This is a genomic window from Mesorhizobium sp. WSM4837 (assembly GCF_055811435.1).
Genome location: NZ_JBVVQE010000036.1, coordinates 14,076 through 32,081 on the forward strand (window position 1 = coordinate 14,076; position 18,006 = coordinate 32,081).

At 64.5% G+C, this 18,006-nt stretch carries 22 protein-coding genes and 1 pseudogene; 10 read left to right on the top strand and 13 right to left on the bottom strand.

Annotation, left to right across the window (positions count from 1 at the left end; all coding sequences use genetic code 11):
* Window position 1 precedes the first annotated feature (1 nt).
* From AC0L3D_RS20925 to soxA, 7 genes are read left to right on the top strand one after another with little or no spacing between them, the layout of a single operon-like run.
* Entirely contained in the window at window positions 2-2,176 is a 2,175-nt protein-coding gene (locus AC0L3D_RS20925) for a xanthine dehydrogenase family protein molybdopterin-binding subunit (RefSeq protein ID WP_473645699.1), read from the top strand.
* Window positions 2,163-2,525 carry a c-type cytochrome gene (locus tag AC0L3D_RS20930; RefSeq protein WP_473536621.1) on the top strand — a complete coding sequence of 121 codons (363 nt, stop codon included), beginning with the start codon at window positions 2,163-2,165 and terminating at the stop codon, window positions 2,523-2,525. The genes AC0L3D_RS20925 and AC0L3D_RS20930 overlap by 14 nt, the downstream gene beginning before the upstream one ends.
* The gene (locus AC0L3D_RS20935; RefSeq protein ID WP_473645701.1) at window positions 2,512-3,774 is read left to right on the top strand and encodes an FAD-dependent oxidoreductase; all 1,263 of its coding nucleotides are present in this window, start codon (window positions 2,512-2,514) and stop codon (window positions 3,772-3,774) included. The genes AC0L3D_RS20930 and AC0L3D_RS20935 overlap by 14 nt, the downstream gene beginning before the upstream one ends.
* Window positions 3,774-4,223 carry a sulfur oxidation c-type cytochrome SoxX gene (gene soxX / locus AC0L3D_RS20940; protein WP_473645737.1) on the top strand — a complete coding sequence of 150 codons (450 nt, stop codon included), beginning with the start codon at window positions 3,774-3,776 and terminating at the stop codon, window positions 4,221-4,223. The genes AC0L3D_RS20935 and soxX overlap by 1 nt, the downstream gene beginning before the upstream one ends.
* 2 nt (window positions 4,224-4,225) lie before the next feature.
* Window positions 4,226-4,726, top strand: a complete 501-nt coding sequence (locus AC0L3D_RS20945) for a SoxY-related AACIE arm protein (protein WP_473645702.1) — start codon at window positions 4,226-4,228, stop codon at window positions 4,724-4,726.
* Window positions 4,726-5,046: a thiosulfate oxidation carrier complex protein SoxZ gene (soxZ, locus tag AC0L3D_RS20950; protein ID WP_287064537.1), complete on the top strand. Its 321-nt coding sequence runs from the start codon at window positions 4,726-4,728 to the stop codon at window positions 5,044-5,046. Before AC0L3D_RS20945 ends, soxZ begins: the two co-directional genes overlap by 1 nt.
* Complete coding sequence (gene soxA / locus AC0L3D_RS20955) at window positions 5,046-5,825, top strand: sulfur oxidation c-type cytochrome SoxA (protein ID WP_473645704.1); 780 nt, start codon at window positions 5,046-5,048, stop codon at window positions 5,823-5,825. The genes soxZ and soxA overlap by 1 nt, the downstream gene beginning before the upstream one ends.
* A 27-nt stretch (window positions 5,826-5,852) precedes the next feature.
* Here the strand turns inward: soxA and AC0L3D_RS20960 are convergent, their stop codons facing one another.
* The 11 genes from AC0L3D_RS20960 to AC0L3D_RS21010 form a co-directional block, all read right to left on the bottom strand.
* The gene (locus tag AC0L3D_RS20960) at window positions 5,853-5,984 is read right to left on the bottom strand and encodes a hypothetical protein (RefSeq protein WP_023798499.1); all 132 of its coding nucleotides are present in this window, start codon (window positions 5,982-5,984) and stop codon (window positions 5,853-5,855) included.
* Window positions 5,985-6,002: 18 nt separating this feature from the next.
* Window positions 6,003-6,191, bottom strand: coding sequence for a cbb3-type cytochrome oxidase assembly protein CcoS (gene ccoS, locus AC0L3D_RS20965; protein WP_023798498.1), 189 nt, complete (start codon window positions 6,189-6,191; stop codon window positions 6,003-6,005).
* Window positions 6,188-8,446, bottom strand: coding sequence for a heavy metal translocating P-type ATPase (locus tag AC0L3D_RS20970; RefSeq protein WP_473645705.1), 2,259 nt, complete (start codon window positions 8,444-8,446; stop codon window positions 6,188-6,190). The genes ccoS and AC0L3D_RS20970 overlap by 4 nt, the downstream gene beginning before the upstream one ends.
* A gap of 3 nt (window positions 8,447-8,449) precedes the next feature.
* A complete protein-coding gene (locus tag AC0L3D_RS20975) occupies window positions 8,450-9,268 on the bottom strand; it encodes a DUF2189 domain-containing protein (RefSeq protein ID WP_023798496.1) in 819 nt (272 codons plus the stop codon).
* Window positions 9,269-9,279: 11 nt separating this feature from the next.
* The gene (locus AC0L3D_RS20980) at window positions 9,280-9,426 is read right to left on the bottom strand and encodes a hypothetical protein (RefSeq protein WP_306454942.1); all 147 of its coding nucleotides are present in this window, start codon (window positions 9,424-9,426) and stop codon (window positions 9,280-9,282) included.
* A 44-nt stretch (window positions 9,427-9,470) separates the two neighbouring features.
* Complete coding sequence (ccoP, locus tag AC0L3D_RS20985) at window positions 9,471-10,352, bottom strand: cytochrome-c oxidase, cbb3-type subunit III (RefSeq protein ID WP_023798494.1); 882 nt, start codon at window positions 10,350-10,352, stop codon at window positions 9,471-9,473.
* A complete protein-coding gene (locus AC0L3D_RS20990) occupies window positions 10,343-10,513 on the bottom strand; it encodes a CcoQ/FixQ family Cbb3-type cytochrome c oxidase assembly chaperone (RefSeq protein WP_023798493.1) in 171 nt (56 codons plus the stop codon). Before AC0L3D_RS20990 ends, ccoP begins: the two co-directional genes overlap by 10 nt.
* Before the next feature lie 14 nt (window positions 10,514-10,527).
* Window positions 10,528-11,280, bottom strand: a complete 753-nt coding sequence (ccoO, locus tag AC0L3D_RS20995) for a cytochrome-c oxidase, cbb3-type subunit II (RefSeq protein ID WP_023798492.1) — start codon at window positions 11,278-11,280, stop codon at window positions 10,528-10,530.
* A 3-nt stretch (window positions 11,281-11,283) separates the two neighbouring features.
* Complete coding sequence (gene ccoN / locus AC0L3D_RS21000) at window positions 11,284-12,924, bottom strand: cytochrome-c oxidase, cbb3-type subunit I (RefSeq protein WP_023798491.1); 1,641 nt, start codon at window positions 12,922-12,924, stop codon at window positions 11,284-11,286.
* Window positions 12,925-12,950: 26 nt separating this feature from the next.
* On the bottom strand, window positions 12,951-13,406 hold the full coding sequence (locus AC0L3D_RS21005; protein WP_023798490.1) for an Rrf2 family transcriptional regulator: 456 nt from the start codon (window positions 13,404-13,406) through the stop codon (window positions 12,951-12,953).
* Between the two features lie 144 nt (window positions 13,407-13,550).
* Complete coding sequence (locus tag AC0L3D_RS21010) at window positions 13,551-13,994, bottom strand: group III truncated hemoglobin (RefSeq protein ID WP_473645707.1); 444 nt, start codon at window positions 13,992-13,994, stop codon at window positions 13,551-13,553.
* Between the two features lie 164 nt (window positions 13,995-14,158).
* On the opposite strand from AC0L3D_RS21010, the gene AC0L3D_RS21015 reads away from it, so the two are divergent.
* A complete protein-coding gene (locus AC0L3D_RS21015) occupies window positions 14,159-14,422 on the top strand; it encodes a DUF1858 domain-containing protein (RefSeq protein WP_023798488.1) in 264 nt (87 codons plus the stop codon).
* Window positions 14,423-14,733: 311 nt separating this feature from the next.
* Here AC0L3D_RS21015 and AC0L3D_RS21020 read toward each other — a convergent pair whose 3' ends face one another.
* Window positions 14,734-15,441, bottom strand: a complete 708-nt coding sequence (locus AC0L3D_RS21020; protein WP_128244974.1) for a Crp/Fnr family transcriptional regulator — start codon at window positions 15,439-15,441, stop codon at window positions 14,734-14,736.
* Between the two features lie 171 nt (window positions 15,442-15,612).
* On the opposite strand from AC0L3D_RS21020, the pseudogene AC0L3D_RS21025 reads away from it, so the two are divergent.
* Window positions 15,613-16,049: pseudogene (locus AC0L3D_RS21025) on the top strand (pseudoazurin).
* Window positions 16,050-16,634: 585 nt separating this feature from the next.
* Here AC0L3D_RS21025 and AC0L3D_RS21030 read toward each other — a convergent pair.
* On the bottom strand, window positions 16,635-17,084 hold the full coding sequence (locus AC0L3D_RS21030; protein ID WP_023798485.1) for a pyridoxamine 5'-phosphate oxidase family protein: 450 nt from the start codon (window positions 17,082-17,084) through the stop codon (window positions 16,635-16,637).
* A gap of 269 nt (window positions 17,085-17,353) precedes the next feature.
* Here AC0L3D_RS21030 and AC0L3D_RS21035 point away from each other — a divergent pair, with 269 nt between their 5' ends.
* Window positions 17,354-17,980: a class I SAM-dependent methyltransferase gene (locus AC0L3D_RS21035; RefSeq protein WP_023798484.1), complete on the top strand. Its 627-nt coding sequence runs from the start codon at window positions 17,354-17,356 to the stop codon at window positions 17,978-17,980.
* Window positions 17,981-18,006 lie beyond the last annotated feature (26 nt).

Below are 18,006 nucleotides of genomic sequence, written 5' to 3' on the forward strand. Positions count from 1 at the left end.
CATGAACGCCACAATTTCCCTCTCCCGCCGCAGCTTCATCATTGGCGTGGCCGCCACAGCCGGCGGCTTGTCCCTCGGATTCAACGTGCCGTTCATCAAGCCGGCACTGGCCGATGGCAGCGAGGCGGCGCCGGAGATCAATGCCTGGGTGGTGATCAGGCCCGACGATACGGTGGTCATCCGCATTGCCCGCTCCGAGATGGGGCAGGGGACACTGACCGGCCTTGCGCAACTCGTCGCCGAGGAGCTGAACTGCGACTGGTCCAAGGTCACGACGGAATACCCGTCGCCGGCCCAGAACCTGGCGCGCGACCGCGTGTGGGGCAATTTCTCGACCGGCGGCAGCCGCGGCATCCGCGAGTCGCACGAGTATGTGCGCATTGGCGGCGCCGTTGCGCGCGAGATGCTGATCGCCGCCGCGGCCGCCGAATGGGGCGTCCCGGCCAGCGAATGCACCGCAAGGATGGGCATGGTCACGCATGCAGCGTCGGATCGCGCCACCTTTTATGGACAGCTGGCTGCCGCCGCCGCGCGAATGACGCCGCCCGCCAATGTCACGCTCAAGGACCCGAAGGATTGGACCATAGCCGGCAAGCCGCTGCCGCGGCTCGACACGGCCGACAAGCTTAACGGGAGCCAGGTCTACGGCGCCGATCTCAAGCTGCCGAACATGCTCAACGCGGCGATCCGGGCCTGCCCGTATTTCGGCGGCAAGGTGGAGAGTTTCGACGCGGCGGCGGTGGCGGGCATGCCGGGCGTGCGCATTGTCGTTCAGGTCGACGAGACCGCCGTTGCGGTTGTCGCCGACACCTGGTGGCGGGCGAAGACCGCTCTCGATGCCTTGCCGATCGTCTGGGACGAAGGCCCCAACAGGCAGGTCACCAGCGCCTCGATCGCGGCGATGCTCGAAGAGGGGCTCGCCGCAAACGACGCCTTCATCGGCGCCAGGCAAGGTGACGCCGGTGCTGTCCTGTCCGCCGCCGGCCGGACGGTCACGGCGACCTATGCCTTCCCCTACCAGAACCACGCGACCATGGAGCCGATGAACGCGACGGCGCTCTACACGCCGGAGCGCTGCGAGGTATGGGTGCCGACCCAGAATGGCGAGGCGAGCCTTGCTGCAGCGGCCGAGGCCGCCGGCCTGCCGGTGCAGCAATGCGAGGTGCACAAGATCCATCTCGGCGGCGGCTTCGGCCGGCGCGGCAACTTCCAGGACTATGTGCGCCAGGCGGTCAGCATTGCCAGGCAGGTGCCGGGAACGCCGGTAAAGCTCATGTGGTCGCGCGAGGAGGATATGCTGCACGGCGCCTATCACCCGACCACCCGATGCCGGCTGACGGGCGCACTCGACGCGGACGGCAATTTGACCGCTCTGCACATGCGCATATCCGGCCAGTCGATCCTTGCCGCGGTGCGGCCGCAGGGCATGCAGAACGGCATGGACCCGGTGGTCTTCCAGGGCCTCGTCCTCAGCGGCACCGAAGGCACGCTGGGCTATACGGTGGACAATCTGCTTGTCGACCATGCCATGCGCAACCCGCCGATCCCGCCAGGTTTTTGGCGCGGCGTCAACCTCAACCAGAACGCGCTTTACGTCGAGTGTTTCATGGACGAACTCGCCCATGCGGCCGGCGTCGACCCGCTCGCCTTCCGCCGCAAGCTGATGGCCAAACATCCAAAACATCTCGCGGTGCTGGAGGCGGTTGCCGAACGGATCGGCTGGGACACCCCGCCCGCGGCCGGCATTCACCGCGGCCTGGCGCAGATCATGGGTTTCGGCAGTTATGTGGCGGCGGCAGCGGAGGTTTCGGTGACTGATGGGCAGCTCAGGATCCATCGCATCGTGGCGGCCACCGACCCGGGTCATGTCGTCAACCCCGCCCAAGTCGAGCGGCAGGTCGAGGGCTCCTTCGTCTATGGCCTTTCCGCCTGCATCTACGGCGAATGCACGGTCAATGGCGGCCGCATGGAGCAGGAAAACTTCGACAGCTACGAGGTCCTGCGCATGGCCGAAATGCCTGATGTGGAGACGATCATCCTGCCGTCCGGTGGCTTCTGGGGCGGCGTCGGCGAGCCGACCATCGCGGTCGCCGCGCCGGCCGTCCTCAATGCGATCTTCGCCGCCACCGGAAAACGCATCCGCACGCTGCCGCTGAAGAACCATGACCTCGCCTGATATGAGGCGCGCGAAGAACAGGCCTGGCGGACGGGCGCTCGCGCCTGTCCTGCTTGCGGCGCCTGTCCTGCTTGCGGCGCTTGCGGCCAGCGCGCCGGCATGGGCCGACGCGGCGCCTGGTGCTACGGCATGCACCGGCTGTCACGGGCCGGCGGCACTCGGCTCAGCCATCCCTTCGCTCGACGGCCACGCGGCAGACGACATCGTCGCCCAGATGCAAGCCTTCCGTTCCGGTGAGCGCAAGGCAACGGTCATGGACCGCATCGCCAGGGGATTTACCGAGGCGGAGACGCGCGCCATCGCCGAATGGCTCGCCAAGCCGGAGGCCGTACGCCATGCCCAGCCGTAGAGCCCTGATCGGCGGCGTGGCGGCTAGCGTCGCCGCGGCCGTCCTTGCCGCGCCGCAGCTGCGCGCACAGACGCAGCCCGGCGTGGTCATTGTCGGCGGCGGCTTTGCCGGGGCAAGCTGCGCCCGCGCGCTGAAACGGCTGGATCGCGATCTTGCGGTGACGCTGATCGAGCCAGAGCCCGCCTATCTGGCCTGCCCGTTCAGCAATGCCGTGATTGCCGGGCTGCGTGGCATCGAGGCGCAGACTTTCAGCTATGACCAGTTCGGCGACATCGCGCTGATCCGCAAGCGGGCTGTCGCCGTCGATGCCGAGCGCTGGCGTGTTCGCCTGGAGGATGGCACGGACATCGACTACGACAGGCTGGTGCTGGCGCCCGGCATCGATCTGCGCTTCGACGCCTTGCCGGGCTACGACGAGGCGGCGGCGGCGATCATGCCGCATGCGTGGAAGGCTGGCGCGCAGACGCTGCTGCTGCGCGACCAGCTCGCGGCGATGCCGGACGGTGGGGTCGTCATCCTCGCCGCGCCAGCCAATCCGTTTCGCTGCCCGCCCGGTCCCTACGAGCGGGCAAGCCTGATCGCGCATTATCTCAAGACCAGCAAACCCAGATCCAAACTGATCATCCTCGACGCCAAGGACGCCTTTTCGAAGCAGCGGCTGTTCGAAGCGGCCTGGCAAGAACTCTATCCCGGCTTGATCGAATGGGTGCCGCTGTCGTCGGGCGGCAGGGTGACGGAAGTCGACCCGGCGACGAGGACGCTGGTGACCGAGTTCGGCGATCACAAGGCGGATGTCGCCAATGTGATCCCGCCGCAGCGTGCGGGCGCGATTGCGCAGTCGGCCGGCGTTGCCGACCAGACGGGCTGGTGCCCGATCGACCCGGTCACCTTCGAGTCCCGCCTGCAGCCGGCGATCCACGTCATCGGCGATGCGGCGATCGGCGGGGCGATGCCGAAATCCGCCTTCAGCGCCAACGCCCAGGCAAAAGCTTGCGCCGCCGCGGTCGCCGCCCTGGTCAGGGAGCGGCAGCCGGCGCAGCCGAACCTCATCAACACCTGCTACAGCCTGGTCGCGCCCGGTTACGGCATTTCGATCGCCGGCGTCTACCAGCCGCGTGACGGGCTGCTTGCCGAAGTGGAGGGTGCGGGCGGCACCAGCCCGCTCGAAGCGCCGCTTTCCGTGCGCGAACTGGAAGCGGTCTATGCGCAGGATTGGTTCCGGACGATCACCAGTGAAGTGTTCGGATGATGAGGGTGGCTTTTCTGGCTCTGATGGCATTGCAGCTTGCGGCCTCGCCCGGTGCCGGCGAGGAGACGGGGTCTTATGTCGTGACCGGCGATGCGATCATGCAACCTCTGATTGTCGACAAGGGTGATCCGACGCGCGGCGCCGCGCTGATCGCGGACCGGCAGCGCAGCCTCTGCATGCTCTGCCACAGCGGGCCGTTTCCCGACGCGCATCTGCACGGCACGCTGGCGCCCGACCTGACCGGCGTCGGGGCAAGACTTTCGGAAGGCCAGATCCGGCTGCGCGTCGTCGACATGAAGCGGCTCGTGCCGAACACGATCATGCCTTCCTACTATCGGGTCGCGGATGAGCAGGGCCGGCGCGTCGCCACCGTCTGGCGCAGCAAGCCGATCCTGGGCGGCGCCGATATCGAGGATATCGTCGCCTATCTCACGACGCTGAAGGGGTGATCATGCACCAAGACCCGCTTCGAGTTTACGCAGGCCTGGGAGTTTACGCAGGCCTGGTTGGGCGGCGGCAGTTTCTTCGGGCCGGCATGACCGGCCTGCTGGCGATCAGCCTGCCGCGCTGGGCCGTTGCCCGTCCGAGCCTCGAGGAAGCGATCCGGACCTTCACCGGGGGCGCCAACGTTCTCGACGGCCGCGTCCGGCTCGACCTGCCGCCTCTGGTAGAGAACGGCAACGCGGTCGGGATCACAGTCGTCGCCGAGAGCCCGATGACCGAAGACGACCATGTCCGGCGCATCGCGGTCTTCAACGAGAAAAACCCGGAGGCGAATGTCGCGGTTTTCCACCTCGGGGCGCGCTCCGGCCGCGCCATGGTCTCGACGCGGATCCGGCTCGCGACCTCGCAGGTCGTTGTCGCGGTCGCTGAGATGAGCGACGGCAGCTTCTGGTCGAGCCGGGCGAGCGCCATCGTCACGCTGGCCGCCTGTATCGAGGACCTTTCATAATGGCGCGCGCGCTCGTCAATGTGCCGAAAGTGGCCAGGCAGGGCGAAGTCGTCGAGATCAAGGCGATGATCGCCCATCCCATGGAAACCGGCTATCGTATCGGCCCGAACGGCTCCAACATCCCCCGCGACATCATCCGCCGTTTCACCTGCACCTACAATGGCAAGGAGGTGTTTTCGGCCGATCTCTTTCCAGCGGTATCGGCCAATCCGTTCATTGCCTTCACGCTCGTTGCCACGACGAGCGGCACGATCGACTTCACCTGGACCGACGATGCCGGGAAGACCCAAACGGCGTCGGCGACGATCACGGTGAGCTGATGCGCGCCCTCGGGAGCCTGGTGGGGATTATCGCGGCGGTCGTCTGCGGCAATGCCATCGCCGCCGGCATCGAAGACGTCGAGAAGCGCTCCGGCTTCGACTTCATGACGCCGCAGACGCAGGCGCTGCAGGCCGACGACATGAGCAATCCCGGCATGCTGTGGGTGCTGCAGGGCGAACAGCTCTGGCAACAGGCGCAGGGCAGGGCGGATGTCGCCTGCTCCGGCTGCCATGACGATGCCCGCCAGACGATGCGCGGCGTTGCCGCGCGCTACCCGGCCTTTGACGCGGCGACCGGCCGGCCGATCGACCTTGCCGGGCGCATCAACTCCTGTCGAGCGGAGCGGCAGCAGGCCGAGCCGCTGGCGCCGGAGTCCGACGCTTTGCTCGCCCTGACGGCCTATGTGACGCATCAGTCGCGCGGCATGCCAATCACACCGGCGACCGACGCCCGGCTCGCGCCGTTTCGCGACAACGGCCGGCGTCTGTTCCAGAGCCGCATCGGACAGCTCGAGCTTTCCTGCGCCTCCTGCCATGACGACAATTGGGGCAAACGGCTTGGCGGCAGTGTCATCCCGCAGGCGCATCCGACCGGCTATCCGCTCTACCGCCTGGAATGGCAGACGGTCGGTTCGCTGCAGCGGCGCCTGCGCAACTGCATGATCGGGGTCAGAGCCGAGCCCTTCGAATTCGGCGCAGCCGAACTCGTCGACCTGGAGCTCCATCTGACGGAGCGGGCCCGCGGCCTTCTGGTCGAGACGCCGGCCGTGCGGCCGTGATGCCGGGCTGTGGCCGTCGTTTCCTGCCTAGAACAAAGCGGCTATCACCGCGATCAGGGCGACTGCAAGCGCGACAAGGCTTGGAACCATCACCGCAACGCCGGACACAGTCGCCAGCCCCGCTATCCAGTCAAATTTTCTGTCGGCAGTTTCGCCCATTGTCGCTCCCCTTAGAGATCAACGCCTGTTCGGTGATGGCTGTTCCATATCCGGCAGCGGGGTGTCGGCCGCCTCGTTGAGAAGCACCCGCTCCGCTGCTCCGTCCAGGTCCTCGAGCTGGCCGCTTTTCATCGACCAGAGGAAGGCGAGAAGCCCAACCAGGCCCATGCCGAGTGCTACGGGGACCAGCCAGGCGAGCAGGCTCATGCAGCCTCCGCGAGATGAGTGGACGTCACGCCACCTTGTATTCCTTGCGGATCTCGGCTCGGACCCGAAAGACGAAGCGCATTGGCAACCACCAGGATGGATGATGTGGACATCGCCACCGCCGCGACCAGCGGCGTAACGTGGCCTGTAACCGCGAGCGGGAGGGCCAGCGCATTGTAAAGGATGGAGAGCCCAATGTTCTGGGTGACGAGCTGCCTGGCCTTGCGGGCAATGGTGATCGCTTTCGGAACGCTGTCCAGGCTGGAGCCCAGGAACACGAGATCGGCCGCGTTGCGCCCGACGTCCGCGGCCGAGGAGGGCGCCATCGACACGTGAGCCGTTCCCAATGCGGGCGCGTCGTTGAGGCCGTCACCGACCATCAGCACCTTGCGTCCCTGCGCGCGCAGGACTTCCAACCGCGCGACTTTGTCGCGAGGAAGCATCCCGGCAGTGGCTGCTGCTACGCCGAGCATGCCTGCCACCTTCCTTACCTCCGTTTCCACGTCTCCGGACAGGATCTCGACGCCGAGGCCGAGACTGCGCAGGCGCTTTGTAGCGGCGGCGGCTCCGAGACGGAGGCTGTCGGAAATCCGGAACGCGCCGAGGACGCGGCCGTCAGCCGACAACCAGGCTTCGGCCGAGGCGGAACCGGCAGTGGAGCGGGCGTCGACCCAAGATTGGCGGCCGAGCCTGTAAACGCGGCCGCCGACCGTGCCTTCGATGCCGTTTCCGGGCTCCTCCCGAATCTGCTCGACGGCAGCCTGCCCGGCCGGATGCAGCGCCGCCACCGCTCGCGAGGCAGGATGCCGAGAGAACCGGGCAAGCGCGGAGGCCGCTTCGATCTCGTCGTCCGGCACCGTGAAAGACGCCACTTTTGTCAGGCCTGAGGTGAGCGTACCCGTCTTGTCCAGTGCGACGTGATCGACTTCGGCCAGCCGTTCCAAAGCCGCGCCGTCCTTGAGGGTCACGCCGAGAGCGAAGAGACGCCGCGCAGCGACGGCCTGGACCATCGGCACGGCCAGGCCCAACGCGCATGGGCAGGTGATGATGAGGACGGCGATCGCCACCGTCAGTGATCGGTGCAGGTCTCCAGTGGTGATCATCCACCCTGCAAAGGTGGCGAAGGCAAGCAGATGGACCACCGGCGAATAAAGCGAGGCGACCCGGTCGGCGATGCGCCGATAACGGGCGCGGCCGCCTTCGGCAGCCTCCATCAACCGCATCATGTCAGCAAGGAAGGACTCTTTCTGAGGTCGGTCGACACGCAACGTCAGCGGCCCGTCGAGGTTGAGCGATCCCGACAGCACGCTGGCCCCCGGTCGGACCGACTCCGGGGCGGACTCGCCGGTCACAACCGACAGGTCGAGCGAGGCGTTTCCGGAAATTACGGTGCCATCGGCCGGCACGCGCTCTCCCGCGAGAACAAGGACAGTCTCGCCGCTGCGGATAGCGGATACGTCGCGATATTCGCGTTCGCCATCAGGCGTGAGCACCGTGGCGCCTCGCGGCATCATCCGCGCGAGCGACCTGACCGCTTCGCGAGCGCGTCCGCGCATCGCCTGGTCCACAGCGCGTCCAGCCAGCAGGAAGAACAGCAAGGATGTCACCGCATCGAAGTAAGCATGGGCTCCGCCCGTCACCGTATCGTATGCGCTGAGGCCGAATGCGAGCAGCACGCCGACGCTGATCGGCACGTCCATGTTCGTCCGGCCGCCGCGCAGGGCGCTCCACGCGGAAGCGAAGAAAATCCGGCCCGAATAGGCCAGCGTCGGCAACGCGAGGGCCGTGGAGATCAGGTGGAATGCGTGCCTCGTGCCGGCGTCCGCTCCCGACCAGACCGAGACGGAAAGAAGCATGATATTCATGGCGGCGAAGCCGGCAACGGCCGTGGCGCGCAGCAAGCGGCCCATCTCCGGATCGCCGTCTCCGTTCTCAGGCTCGGCGAGTGTTGCTTCGTAACCGGCTTTTCGAAGCGTTTCGATCATCGGCGGCACGGCGCCGTCCCGCCGCCACTTCACTACGACACGTTTTGCGGTCAGGTTCACCCGCGCGGAAACGATGCCCTCGACTTGGCTGAGCAAGCCTTCGATCGCGCCGATGCAGCCTGCGCAATGCACCTGAGGGACGGAAAAGTCCGTCTGAATCGTACTATCGCCGAGATCTCGGCTCGCAAAGACCACCTCTTGCGGGACGATCTCGCGCCGCCCGGGCCCAATCATCAGGGCCGCCTCGGATCCCGGCGCGCAGCAACTCATCGATCAGGCCTCCGGCCGGGCCACTGCCCGGTAGGCGTGCCATGTCGCGTGTCCGAGCAGCGGGAAGATGACGATCATGCCGATAAGGCCAGTGGCGACGCAGATGCCGAAAAGCACGAGCACCATGGCACCCCAGGCGATCATCGGCGGCAGGTTGTTCCACACCAGTTTCATGCTCGTGGCCATCGCGGTCAGAGCATCGACGCGCCGGTCAAGCAGCATAGGAACGGCAAACACGCTGATCGAAAACGCGAAGGATGCGAACAGACCGCCGATCGCCGTTCCTATGATCAACATCGCCCATCCCGATGGCGTGCCAATCAGTATCCCGATCACATTGTCGAGGCCCGGAAACGCCGTCACGCCAAAAAACAGCGCCCACAGGAGAACCGCCGCCCGCATCCAGAGCAGCATCAGGAGACAGAGAAGCAGGCCCGTGAAGAAGATCTGCTCGCCCGCTCTCGGTCGCACATGAAGCATCGAAGCAAGCCCGATTTCGCGGCCTTCGCCGATCGCGCGGCTCTTCTCGTAAAGCCCGATCGCCAGGAACGGTGCGACGATCAGGAAGCCGGCAAGCGATGGGAACAGGATATAGTCGCGACCGAACTCGACGAGGGTCCACACGAACGCCAAAGAAAGCACGAAAACGCCGACACCGTAAGCGAGGCTGGAGGCGGGGCGGGTCCAGAAATCGCGCCAGCCCTCAGCGAGCCAACGCAATCCTTCCAGGACCGGAAGGTGGCGTTGAAGCTTGGGATCCCGGGTCTCACCGATGCCGGATGTCTCGCTCAGCAGCCAGTAGGATTCGTCGGCCTCGCCCATGACTTTCTCCTTCAGCAGGCTGGCTTGGCGGCGCGATAGCCGCCGCCGTCGCTGGTATCCTTCACGTGCGCCACGCAGTCCGGCTGCGATTGGAACGCCACGTAGACAAGATGCGCGTTGGCGCCGGCGAAGAGCAGCAGCCCCGCCGGGACGAGCAACCAGAGGATCCATCCGCCGGGAAGGCGAGTGCTTCTGCGGGGGGTCATGGCTGGCGCGTCCCCAGGTCATGGACAAAAAGCGCAAGTGTCCGAATTTCCGCGGTGGTCAGCCGCTCGTCCCAGGTCGGCATGTGGCCTTGCCGGCCTCCGTGGACGGAAGCGATGATGGTGTCCATGCTTCCGCCGTAGATCCAGTAAGCGTCGGTCAGGTTCGGCGCTCCGACCTCGCGATTGCCTTGCGCGTTCTCGCCATGACAGGCCGCGCATGTCGTCACGAAGACTTCCTTGCCGGCGTTGATGCGGCCGAGGTTCTGCGGTGTCGAGGTGTCGGGATTTGTCAGCGAGTAGACATAGGCGGCAACGTCGCGCACCTGGTTCCGGTCGAGCATGTCGTCGCGGCCGAAAGCAGGCATCTGCCCGACACGGCTTTCGGGATGGGCGGTGTTGATGCCGACGCGCATCGTCTGCTCGATCAATTGGGGACCGCCGCCCCACAGCCAGTCGTCGTCCGTGAGGTCGGGATAGTTCGCGCCGCCCTTGCCATCGCGTCCGTGGCAGGCGGCGCAGTTGTCGCCGAACAGCTGCTGCCCGGTGTGACGGACGGTCTGCATCAGAGCTTCGTCCGCCATGATGGCGTCGTAAGGTTCGGATTCGAGCCGGGCCGTCCAGGCGGCGCGCTCGCGCTGGCCTTCCATCACCCGGGCTTCAACCGTCGTCCGCTGATCAACGCCCAGAAGCCCTTTCGTGTAGGTCGTCCCCAACGGCCATGCCGGCACAAGGAACCACCATGCGAGCGCCCAGATATGCGTGACGATCAGGAACATCAGGACCCCGCGCGGGACCGGCGTGTCCAATTCCTTGATGCCATTCCACTCGTGGCCAGTCGTTTCGCGGCCGGTAGCGGGATCGCGTTCGCTTACTTCCATGGCTTGTCGTCCCGATCGAGGATGCTGGTCTTGGCCCTGTCGAACCGTTTCCGGTTGGACGGCCAGAAGGCGTAGACAACGACACAGAGGAAGAAGCCCATCAGGTAGAAAAGGCCCCAGCTCTTGGACAGGGCAACGAGCGTGTCGTGGTCGAAATCCATCATCGGTCCTCCCGTCAGCTTTCCGGGTCCGGCTTCTTTTCCGGCGCCGCCGTATCCTCGTACGCGGCTCCCGTCAGCCTGCCCAGCACCTGCAGGTAGGCCACCAGCGCGTCCATCTCGGTGACGTGTGTGGTGACGCCGTCGAATGCGCTCACCTGGGTTTTGTCACCATACCGCTCAGTCACCCCGCTTGAGAAATCAGTGTCGGGGGTCGCCTGCCCGTAGGCGTCGCGGGCAGCGTTTTCCACCATCGCCTCGGTATAGGGTACGCCGAGTGCCCGCTGGGCCGCCAGATGCTGCGGCAGGTCGTCCGTCTTCAGCGTCGTGCGGGCAAGCCAGGTATAGGCGGGCATGTTCGATTCCGGCACGACATCGCGTGGATTCGTCAGATGTGCGACATGCCAGAAATCCGAATATTTTCCCCCAACACGCGCAAGGTCGGGTCCGGTCCGCTTCGACCCCCAGAGCATCGGCCGGTCGTATTGGGATTCCACGGCGAGCGAATACGGACCGTAGCGCTCGACCTCGTCGCGCAGGGTGCGGATCATCTGACTGTGACAGGCGTAACAGCCTTCACGGACATAGATGTTGCGGCCCGCGAGCTCCAGCGGGGTGTAAACCCGCATGTCGGGCGCCTGCTCGACGGTTTCGTCGATGGTGAACAGGGGAGCAATCTCGACGATGCCGCCAACGCTGGCCGCAGCTATTATTCCAAGTACGAAGAGGATCGCGGACCGCTCGATCTTGCGGTGGAAAAGTTCAGGCATCCGTCATTCTCCCGGTACTGCGGCAGGGATGACGGGTGCGTCTGTCTCACGGGCTGCCGCGAGCGGCACCATACGGACCGTCATCCAGATGTTGTAGCAGCCGACCAGTGCGCCCAGCAGGAACAGCAGTCCGCCGATGGCGCGGGCAATATAGTATGGATACATTGCCACCAGTGAATCGACGAACGAATAGGCGAGAGCGCCTTCCTCGGTATAGGTTCGCCACATCAGACCCTGGATGATGCCGGAATTCCACATCGCGAAGACGTAGATCAGCGTTCCGGCGATCGCGAGCCAGAAATGGACCTCGACGAGCGCGGCCGAATACATCCGCTCGCGCTTCCAGAGCGCCGGGACGAGCGTGTAGACGGAGCCGAAGGTGATGAGCGCGACCCATCCCAACGCTCCGGCATGGACGTGGCCGACTGTCCAGTCAGTGTAGTGCGAGAGAGAGTTCACCGGTCTGATCGCCATGAACGAGCCCTCGAAGGTGGAGAGCCCATAGAAGACTGCCGCGGCCATCATGAATCGCAGGGTCGCATCGTCACGGACCCGGTGCCAGGCGCCGTTGAGGGTCAGCAGCGCGTTACCCGCGGATGCCCACGAAGGCACGAGAAGCATCACGGAAAAGGTCATGCCGAGCGTTTGCACCCAGTGGGGGAGCGCGGTGTAGTGCAGGTGGTGGGAACCCGCCCACATGTAGAAGAAGGTGATGCCCCAGAAGCTCAGGATCGAGAGACGGTAGGAGAAGATCGGTCGCTGCGCCCGGACCGGCAGGTAGTAGTAGAGCATGCCGAGAAAACCTGCGGTGAGGAAGAACGCAACCGCGTTGTGGCCGTACCACCACTGGACCATCGCGTCCTGCACGCCCGGCCAGATCGTGTAGCTCTTGGCGTGCCCCCAGGACACCGGCAGCGCGAGGTTGTTGACGATGTGCAGGATGGCCACGACCAGGATAAAGGCCATGAAGTACCAGTTGGCGACGTAGATGTGCGGCTCTTTCCGACGCGCGATCGTGGCGATGTAAAGAATGAAGTAGGTCACCCAGACGATCACCAGCCACAAGTCGGCGTACCACTCGGCTTCCGCGTACTCCTTCGACTGGGTGGTACCGAGCAGATATCCGGAAATGGCCAGAACACAGAACAGGTTGAAGCCGAGAAGCACGAACCAAGGGCTTATCTGGCCGGCTAGCCGCGCGCGAGACGTGCGCTGCACGACGTGGAAGGATGTGGCAATGAGTGCGTTGCCGCCGAACCCGAAGATGACGCCGGACGTATGCGTTGGCCGCAGCCGCCCGAAGCTGGACCAGGCCGCATCGAAGGCGAGGTCTGGCCAGGCGAGCTGCGCGGCCACCCACACGCCCATGAACATGCCGAAGACAGCCCAGGCCATCGACAGCACGATCCCGACCTTGATGGGATCGTCGTAATAGGAGACTGCTCGGTCTTCGGTCGGTTCGGCGCCGTAGAACGACGACATGAGGAGGTAGATTACGACGCCCGCGAAAAGCATGACGATGACGCCGTGCACCCCGAGAGTGTCCGAGCGTCCGAGGGCGGCCATGGCGAGTCCCGCGAGCGCTACTGCCACCGCGATGAGCAAGGCGTACTGCCGTTCAGAGGATTTGAGGTTCGATATCATGCATTCCCTCCAGGTACGGCATTCGCTCAGGCAACTTCCCCAGAAACTCTGTGCATTTCAAACAACTCCACCAGTTCGGATCTGTTTGCGGCTATGTCAGCCAGAGTATAGCCATCGAAGACAGCGAGAAACGCCTGCAGCGCCTTGACGACGACGCCCTCGAGCCGGCAGGCAGGGGATATGACGCACAAGCCGCCATCCCTGCGCATACACTCCGTCAGAGCGAAGTCGTCTTCCATGTGCCGCACGACCTCACCCAAGTTGATGTCCTCCGGCCGCCGGGCGAGCGCTATGCCGCCGGTGCGCCCCCGAGCCGTGGTGAGGTAACCCAGTCGCCCGAGCCTGAAAGCCACTTTCAGGAGGTGATTGCGTGATATCCCGTATGCCGCGGCCACGTCGGTTACTCGGCACGGTCTTTCCCGGTGGACCGCCAGGTAGATCAGCATCCTGAGCGCATAGTCCGTCTGAAAGGTGAGACGCATCCCGCAGATTCCTGGTTCTCATCGCAGAAAGAACCCACCCTAGCAGGCTGTCAGCTAGACGAAAATGCGACGTCAGCGCGAGCATGCCCGCCCACGCTACGAAAGCCGTCGTCTCGGCGGGAAAAGCCTGCCCTTCCGCGTTTATCATCCCGCCGCCCCCGCGGTCGGGCGATCAAGCCGGAAAAACATGGCGACCTTCAGGCTCCGCGCGATCCTTTCGGCGCGGTCGACGAACACTTCGGCTACCTCAGGCGGGCATCGCTCTTCGACGGTTTTGCGGAAATGACCGAGCCATACGTCGAAATCCTCCTCGCGCACCTGCTTCAGCTTAAGGTGCGCAGGCACGGGGCGGCCGCTGTACGCGCCATTCTTCAGAATGACCGAACACCAGAAGTCGGTCATCTTCTCCAGATGCGGTTCCCAGTCGCCGTGGATTTCCGCAGCGAAGATGGGTCCGAGGCGAGTATCCGACCTGACGCGGACGTAGAAATCGCGGACAAGCGCGGCAATGAACCCGCGGTCGACCAACGGGTGGGACAGCGGCATTTCCGCCTGCGGGCGGGCGCGATCGTAAACAGCAGAATTCATCGCAGCACACAAAGTGGTATCGTGTCTGCTACTTTTAGGTGCCTGACTTCCGCACGGCAAGCGCGCAATTCGTCCCAGCCCGCTCGTTCCGCCATTTGTTTGCGCCTGCGCAAAGTTCCGGGCGAGGCGGACGGTTTAGATGGCCTTCCTTGGAGACGACTATCGTGAACCAACCTGAAACCATCGATCCCGATATGACGGTCGACGAGATCATGCGGCGATGGCCGGCAACCATAAGGGTGATGATCCGCAACAGAATGCTCTGCATCGGCTGTCCGATCGGAATCTTCCATACGGTCGCCGACGCATGCCACGCCCATCGGGTCGACCTGGAATCCTTCTCCCAGGAACTTCTCGAGGCGATAAGCAGCGATCCGCTTGCGAACGCGCCGTCGGCCTTCCTCGGTGATGGCGTCGCGGCGCTCTGAACCGCATGCGCCGCATGCGGCACGCTCCACCCGGAGAGGCAGTTGGCAAAATAGCGGATCCGTCACCGAGATCATTGGAATTCCAAACGTTTGGCTGATGTCGATTACCGCTCGCGGCTGAATGCGACTTGATCCAGATCAAATTTTGCGCGACGCGACCCGGAATTGGCCAACATTCACCTCGCCCTTTTCGAAGAAGTCGGCTTCCGACGAGAATCGACGGTAGGAACTTATCGGAACCCCCGATTGCTCCCCATTCTACAAAGCTCGTATTGAACGCGCCCGTTTATGCCAGCGACGTGACGGCGGCGCTATGCAGCCGGCCCCTTGCGCCTGTTCTCAGACACCAGCATGAGCGCATGCGGGTCAGTCACGGTGACCTTCTGGCGCCCGCTCCTTACAATACCCTGGTCTTCCCAGGCGCTGAGCAGCCTGCTGACCGTATGCAGCGTCGTTCCGGTCATCTCCGCGATGTCCTGACGCGTGATTGGAAAGTCGATCTCGATCCCTTCTGGCGTCTTTCGTCCGGACTGGCTGACGATACGCAGCAACGCGTGGGCGATGCGCTGCTCGACCTGCTGGGTCGACATCTCCATGACCTGCGCCTGGGTTTCCTGGAGGCGGGAACCGATCGTGCGGTAGGCACTGGCCCCGAACGTCGGGAAACGCGATTGCAGTTCTGCCCACGCGGAATTGGGCCAGGCGAGGACGACGCAATCAACCGCCGCGACCGCGGACGCCGGATAGGTCGTCCTGCCCATGGCGATGGCGATGCCGAAGAGTTCACCCTCGGTGATGTATCGAGCGATCACTTGATGCCCTTCGGGCGAGGTGCGGACGACGCGGATATGACCCGACAGGAGCAGGAAGAAGGACGTGGCCTCCTCCTCTTGTCCGAAAACCTCCGAATCCTTGGGAAAGCGGGAGGACCGCGCCCGCGAGAGAATAGCATCGAGGTCTTTGCCGTCGAGGCCGGCAAACGCGGGCAATCCCGAAATCAGGGACCTGTCGAGAGGCATTGTCTTCGCTTCCAGTCTGGGGCGCTGTTCCTGTGGGGCGCTGCTCCTGTGGGGCGCCGCTCCTGTTCGATTTCTAGCGGCTATTTGCGCCAGCGCAAACTGCCTGTTGGCGACACGCACTATAAAGCCTTCAACGGCATTGGAGCCGCATACCAGGAAAGGACCAGGAAAATGAAGAAGCTCATCGCAGCGCTGGCGCTAGGCGCGGCCGTCGCGATCGCAGGCGCGGCTGGCGCGGCCGAAATCGAGGTCACGATGCTGAACAAGGGCGAGAAGGGTGCGATGGTGTTCCAACCCGACTTCGTCAGCGCCGCCCCCGGCGATACCATTCGCTTCGTGCCGACCGACAAGGGCCACAACGTGGAAACGAGGCATGCTCCCGGAAGGCGCCGAGGCCTTCAAGAGCAAGTTCAACGAGGTCTTCACGGTAACGCTCGATAAGGAAGGCGTCTACGGCGTCAAGTGTGCGCCGCACTACGGAATGGGCATGGTCGCCCTGATCGAGGTGGGCCAGCCGGTACCTCGACGCAGCGAAGGCCGTCAAGCAGACCGGCAAGGCCAAAGCCGTGTTCGCCGAACTCTTCGGCCAGGCCGTGGCGGCCAGGTAGCGCGGGCCAACAGACGCGAAATGGCGCGGACGGCGGGGGCCGCGTCAAGGAGGCGGAAGTGATGGACCGAGCGGACAGGCAGGCTTGGCGCCAAGGCGCGCCGAACCACGATCCCGCGATCAGGAAGGAAACGTCGCAGCGATATGGCCGCTGCCATCCGGGCCACAGCTTCGCCGACCTCGTCCGCCGGTCTTCCTTTTCCAAGGAGGACCGGCGGCTCTTGGAAAACTGACTGGGAGCCGGAGGCCGCGCCAAGCCTCGTTGCTGATCCCTTGCGAAGGTGACCATCCGCGAAGCTTCACATCCAGGACGTTGGGCCACCTTCCCAGCGCAGGTTACAAGCGCCACCACCGCCGCACGTGATCCAGAGAGAACCGTTCACGCGGGGGCCGTGACGGACTGCTATTGAGTTGAACGCTTCCCGTTTTGGTTTCGTGGCAGCTGCCGCGCCGGATGACGCTGCTTGTCTTGATCTGACAGTGCGTCTGGCGCCAAATGCACTGAGCGGCCGTCAGGAAAGCGTTCGCCCTGCTGGTCGAGTAGCTGCTTGGACGCTCGACGTCGACGCGCATCCGCCGCTCTGCCTCATTTCTCATGGGCCTCCCGCCCGGACATCCGCTCGACATGGATTCGAAAGAAGACGTGCGAAGCATGGTCGACGAGCGGTGCAACGACGGGCTTCAGCGCGCCGGGTTCCCACCAGTTGGCGTGCTGGCTAAGCAGAGACCAGGCCCGGTCGCGCTCTCGTTTGATGTCAATGCGGTCGGGCAACTCCTCGAAGCGGCCTTCGGCGACGACGCTCTTCCAAGAACGGGCCTCACCTTTTTCTTCGACCAGAAGCGCCACTTGAGGGTTGCCCCGCATGGTGTCCAGCTTTCGGCCCGGCATAGTGAAGGAATAGGTGCATCTATCGTCGTAGGCGTAGTAGATTGGCACAAGGTAGGGCTGGTTACCGGACGAGCAGGCGAGCCGCGCGAGCCGGTTCTCAGAAATCAGGGCGGTGCATTGGGCGAGGGATAGTTGTCGAATTATCATGGCGGAACTCCTCATCGAAGTCTCACAATGCGCGCGTCGCACACAATCGTCGTTGTCTCAGATCAATGTCCCTCGTTGACAACTCCCGACCAAACGTCGCTTCGAAGTGTCAATCAGCGTGGCTGCCCGGTAGTGTCTCAGATCGAATTTCTGTTATGGCTGGGAAGCAAATCGCCCGCGACGTCACCAACTGCCGAAAGTCTAAGGGGCGCAACGGGCTGATGGCCCTCTCGCCATCGTTCCTCTTGTCTTGAAGGAGGAGCGCCAGGATGAGCACCGACCGGGATACCGTGCGGGCCTATGATACGGTCGCGGCGGAGTACGCTGCCGAGGCCGCGGCGATGCCAGAATGGGTCGCGACAGAGATCGATGCGTTCGTGACCGAGCTGGGTGGCTCTGGCAGGGTGCTGGAGATCGGAAGCGGTGGCGGGCGAGATGCACTTGAGCTTGAGAAGCGGGGGATCAGCGTCCGGCGCACCGACATTTCGAAGGGCTTCGTCGAACTGCTTCGCGAGAGTGGCTTCGAGGCCGACCTGTTGGACCCGCTGACCGAAGACCTGGCCGACCCGCAGCGTCCCGGCACGCCGTATGACGGGATCTGGGCCTGTGCCTGCCTGATTCACGTCGCGCGCGAGGATTTCGGCACGCTGCTTGCACGGCTTGCCGAGGCGACCCGGCCCGGTGGCCAACTGCACGCCTCGGTTAGAGAGGGCGATGGCGAGAATGTGTCCACACACGGCAGCGCTGCAGCGCCTCGGCGCTACGTCGAGACGTACTGGCGCGAGTCTGCCCTGCGGTCCGCACTCACAGACGCCGGCTGGATCGTCAGCGAGGTACGTCGGTGCATCGGAAAGCCCAATGATCGGTGGCTGAGCGTTCGGGCGAGGCGCGCGTGACACCCACAGAGTTCTAGCCCCGGATG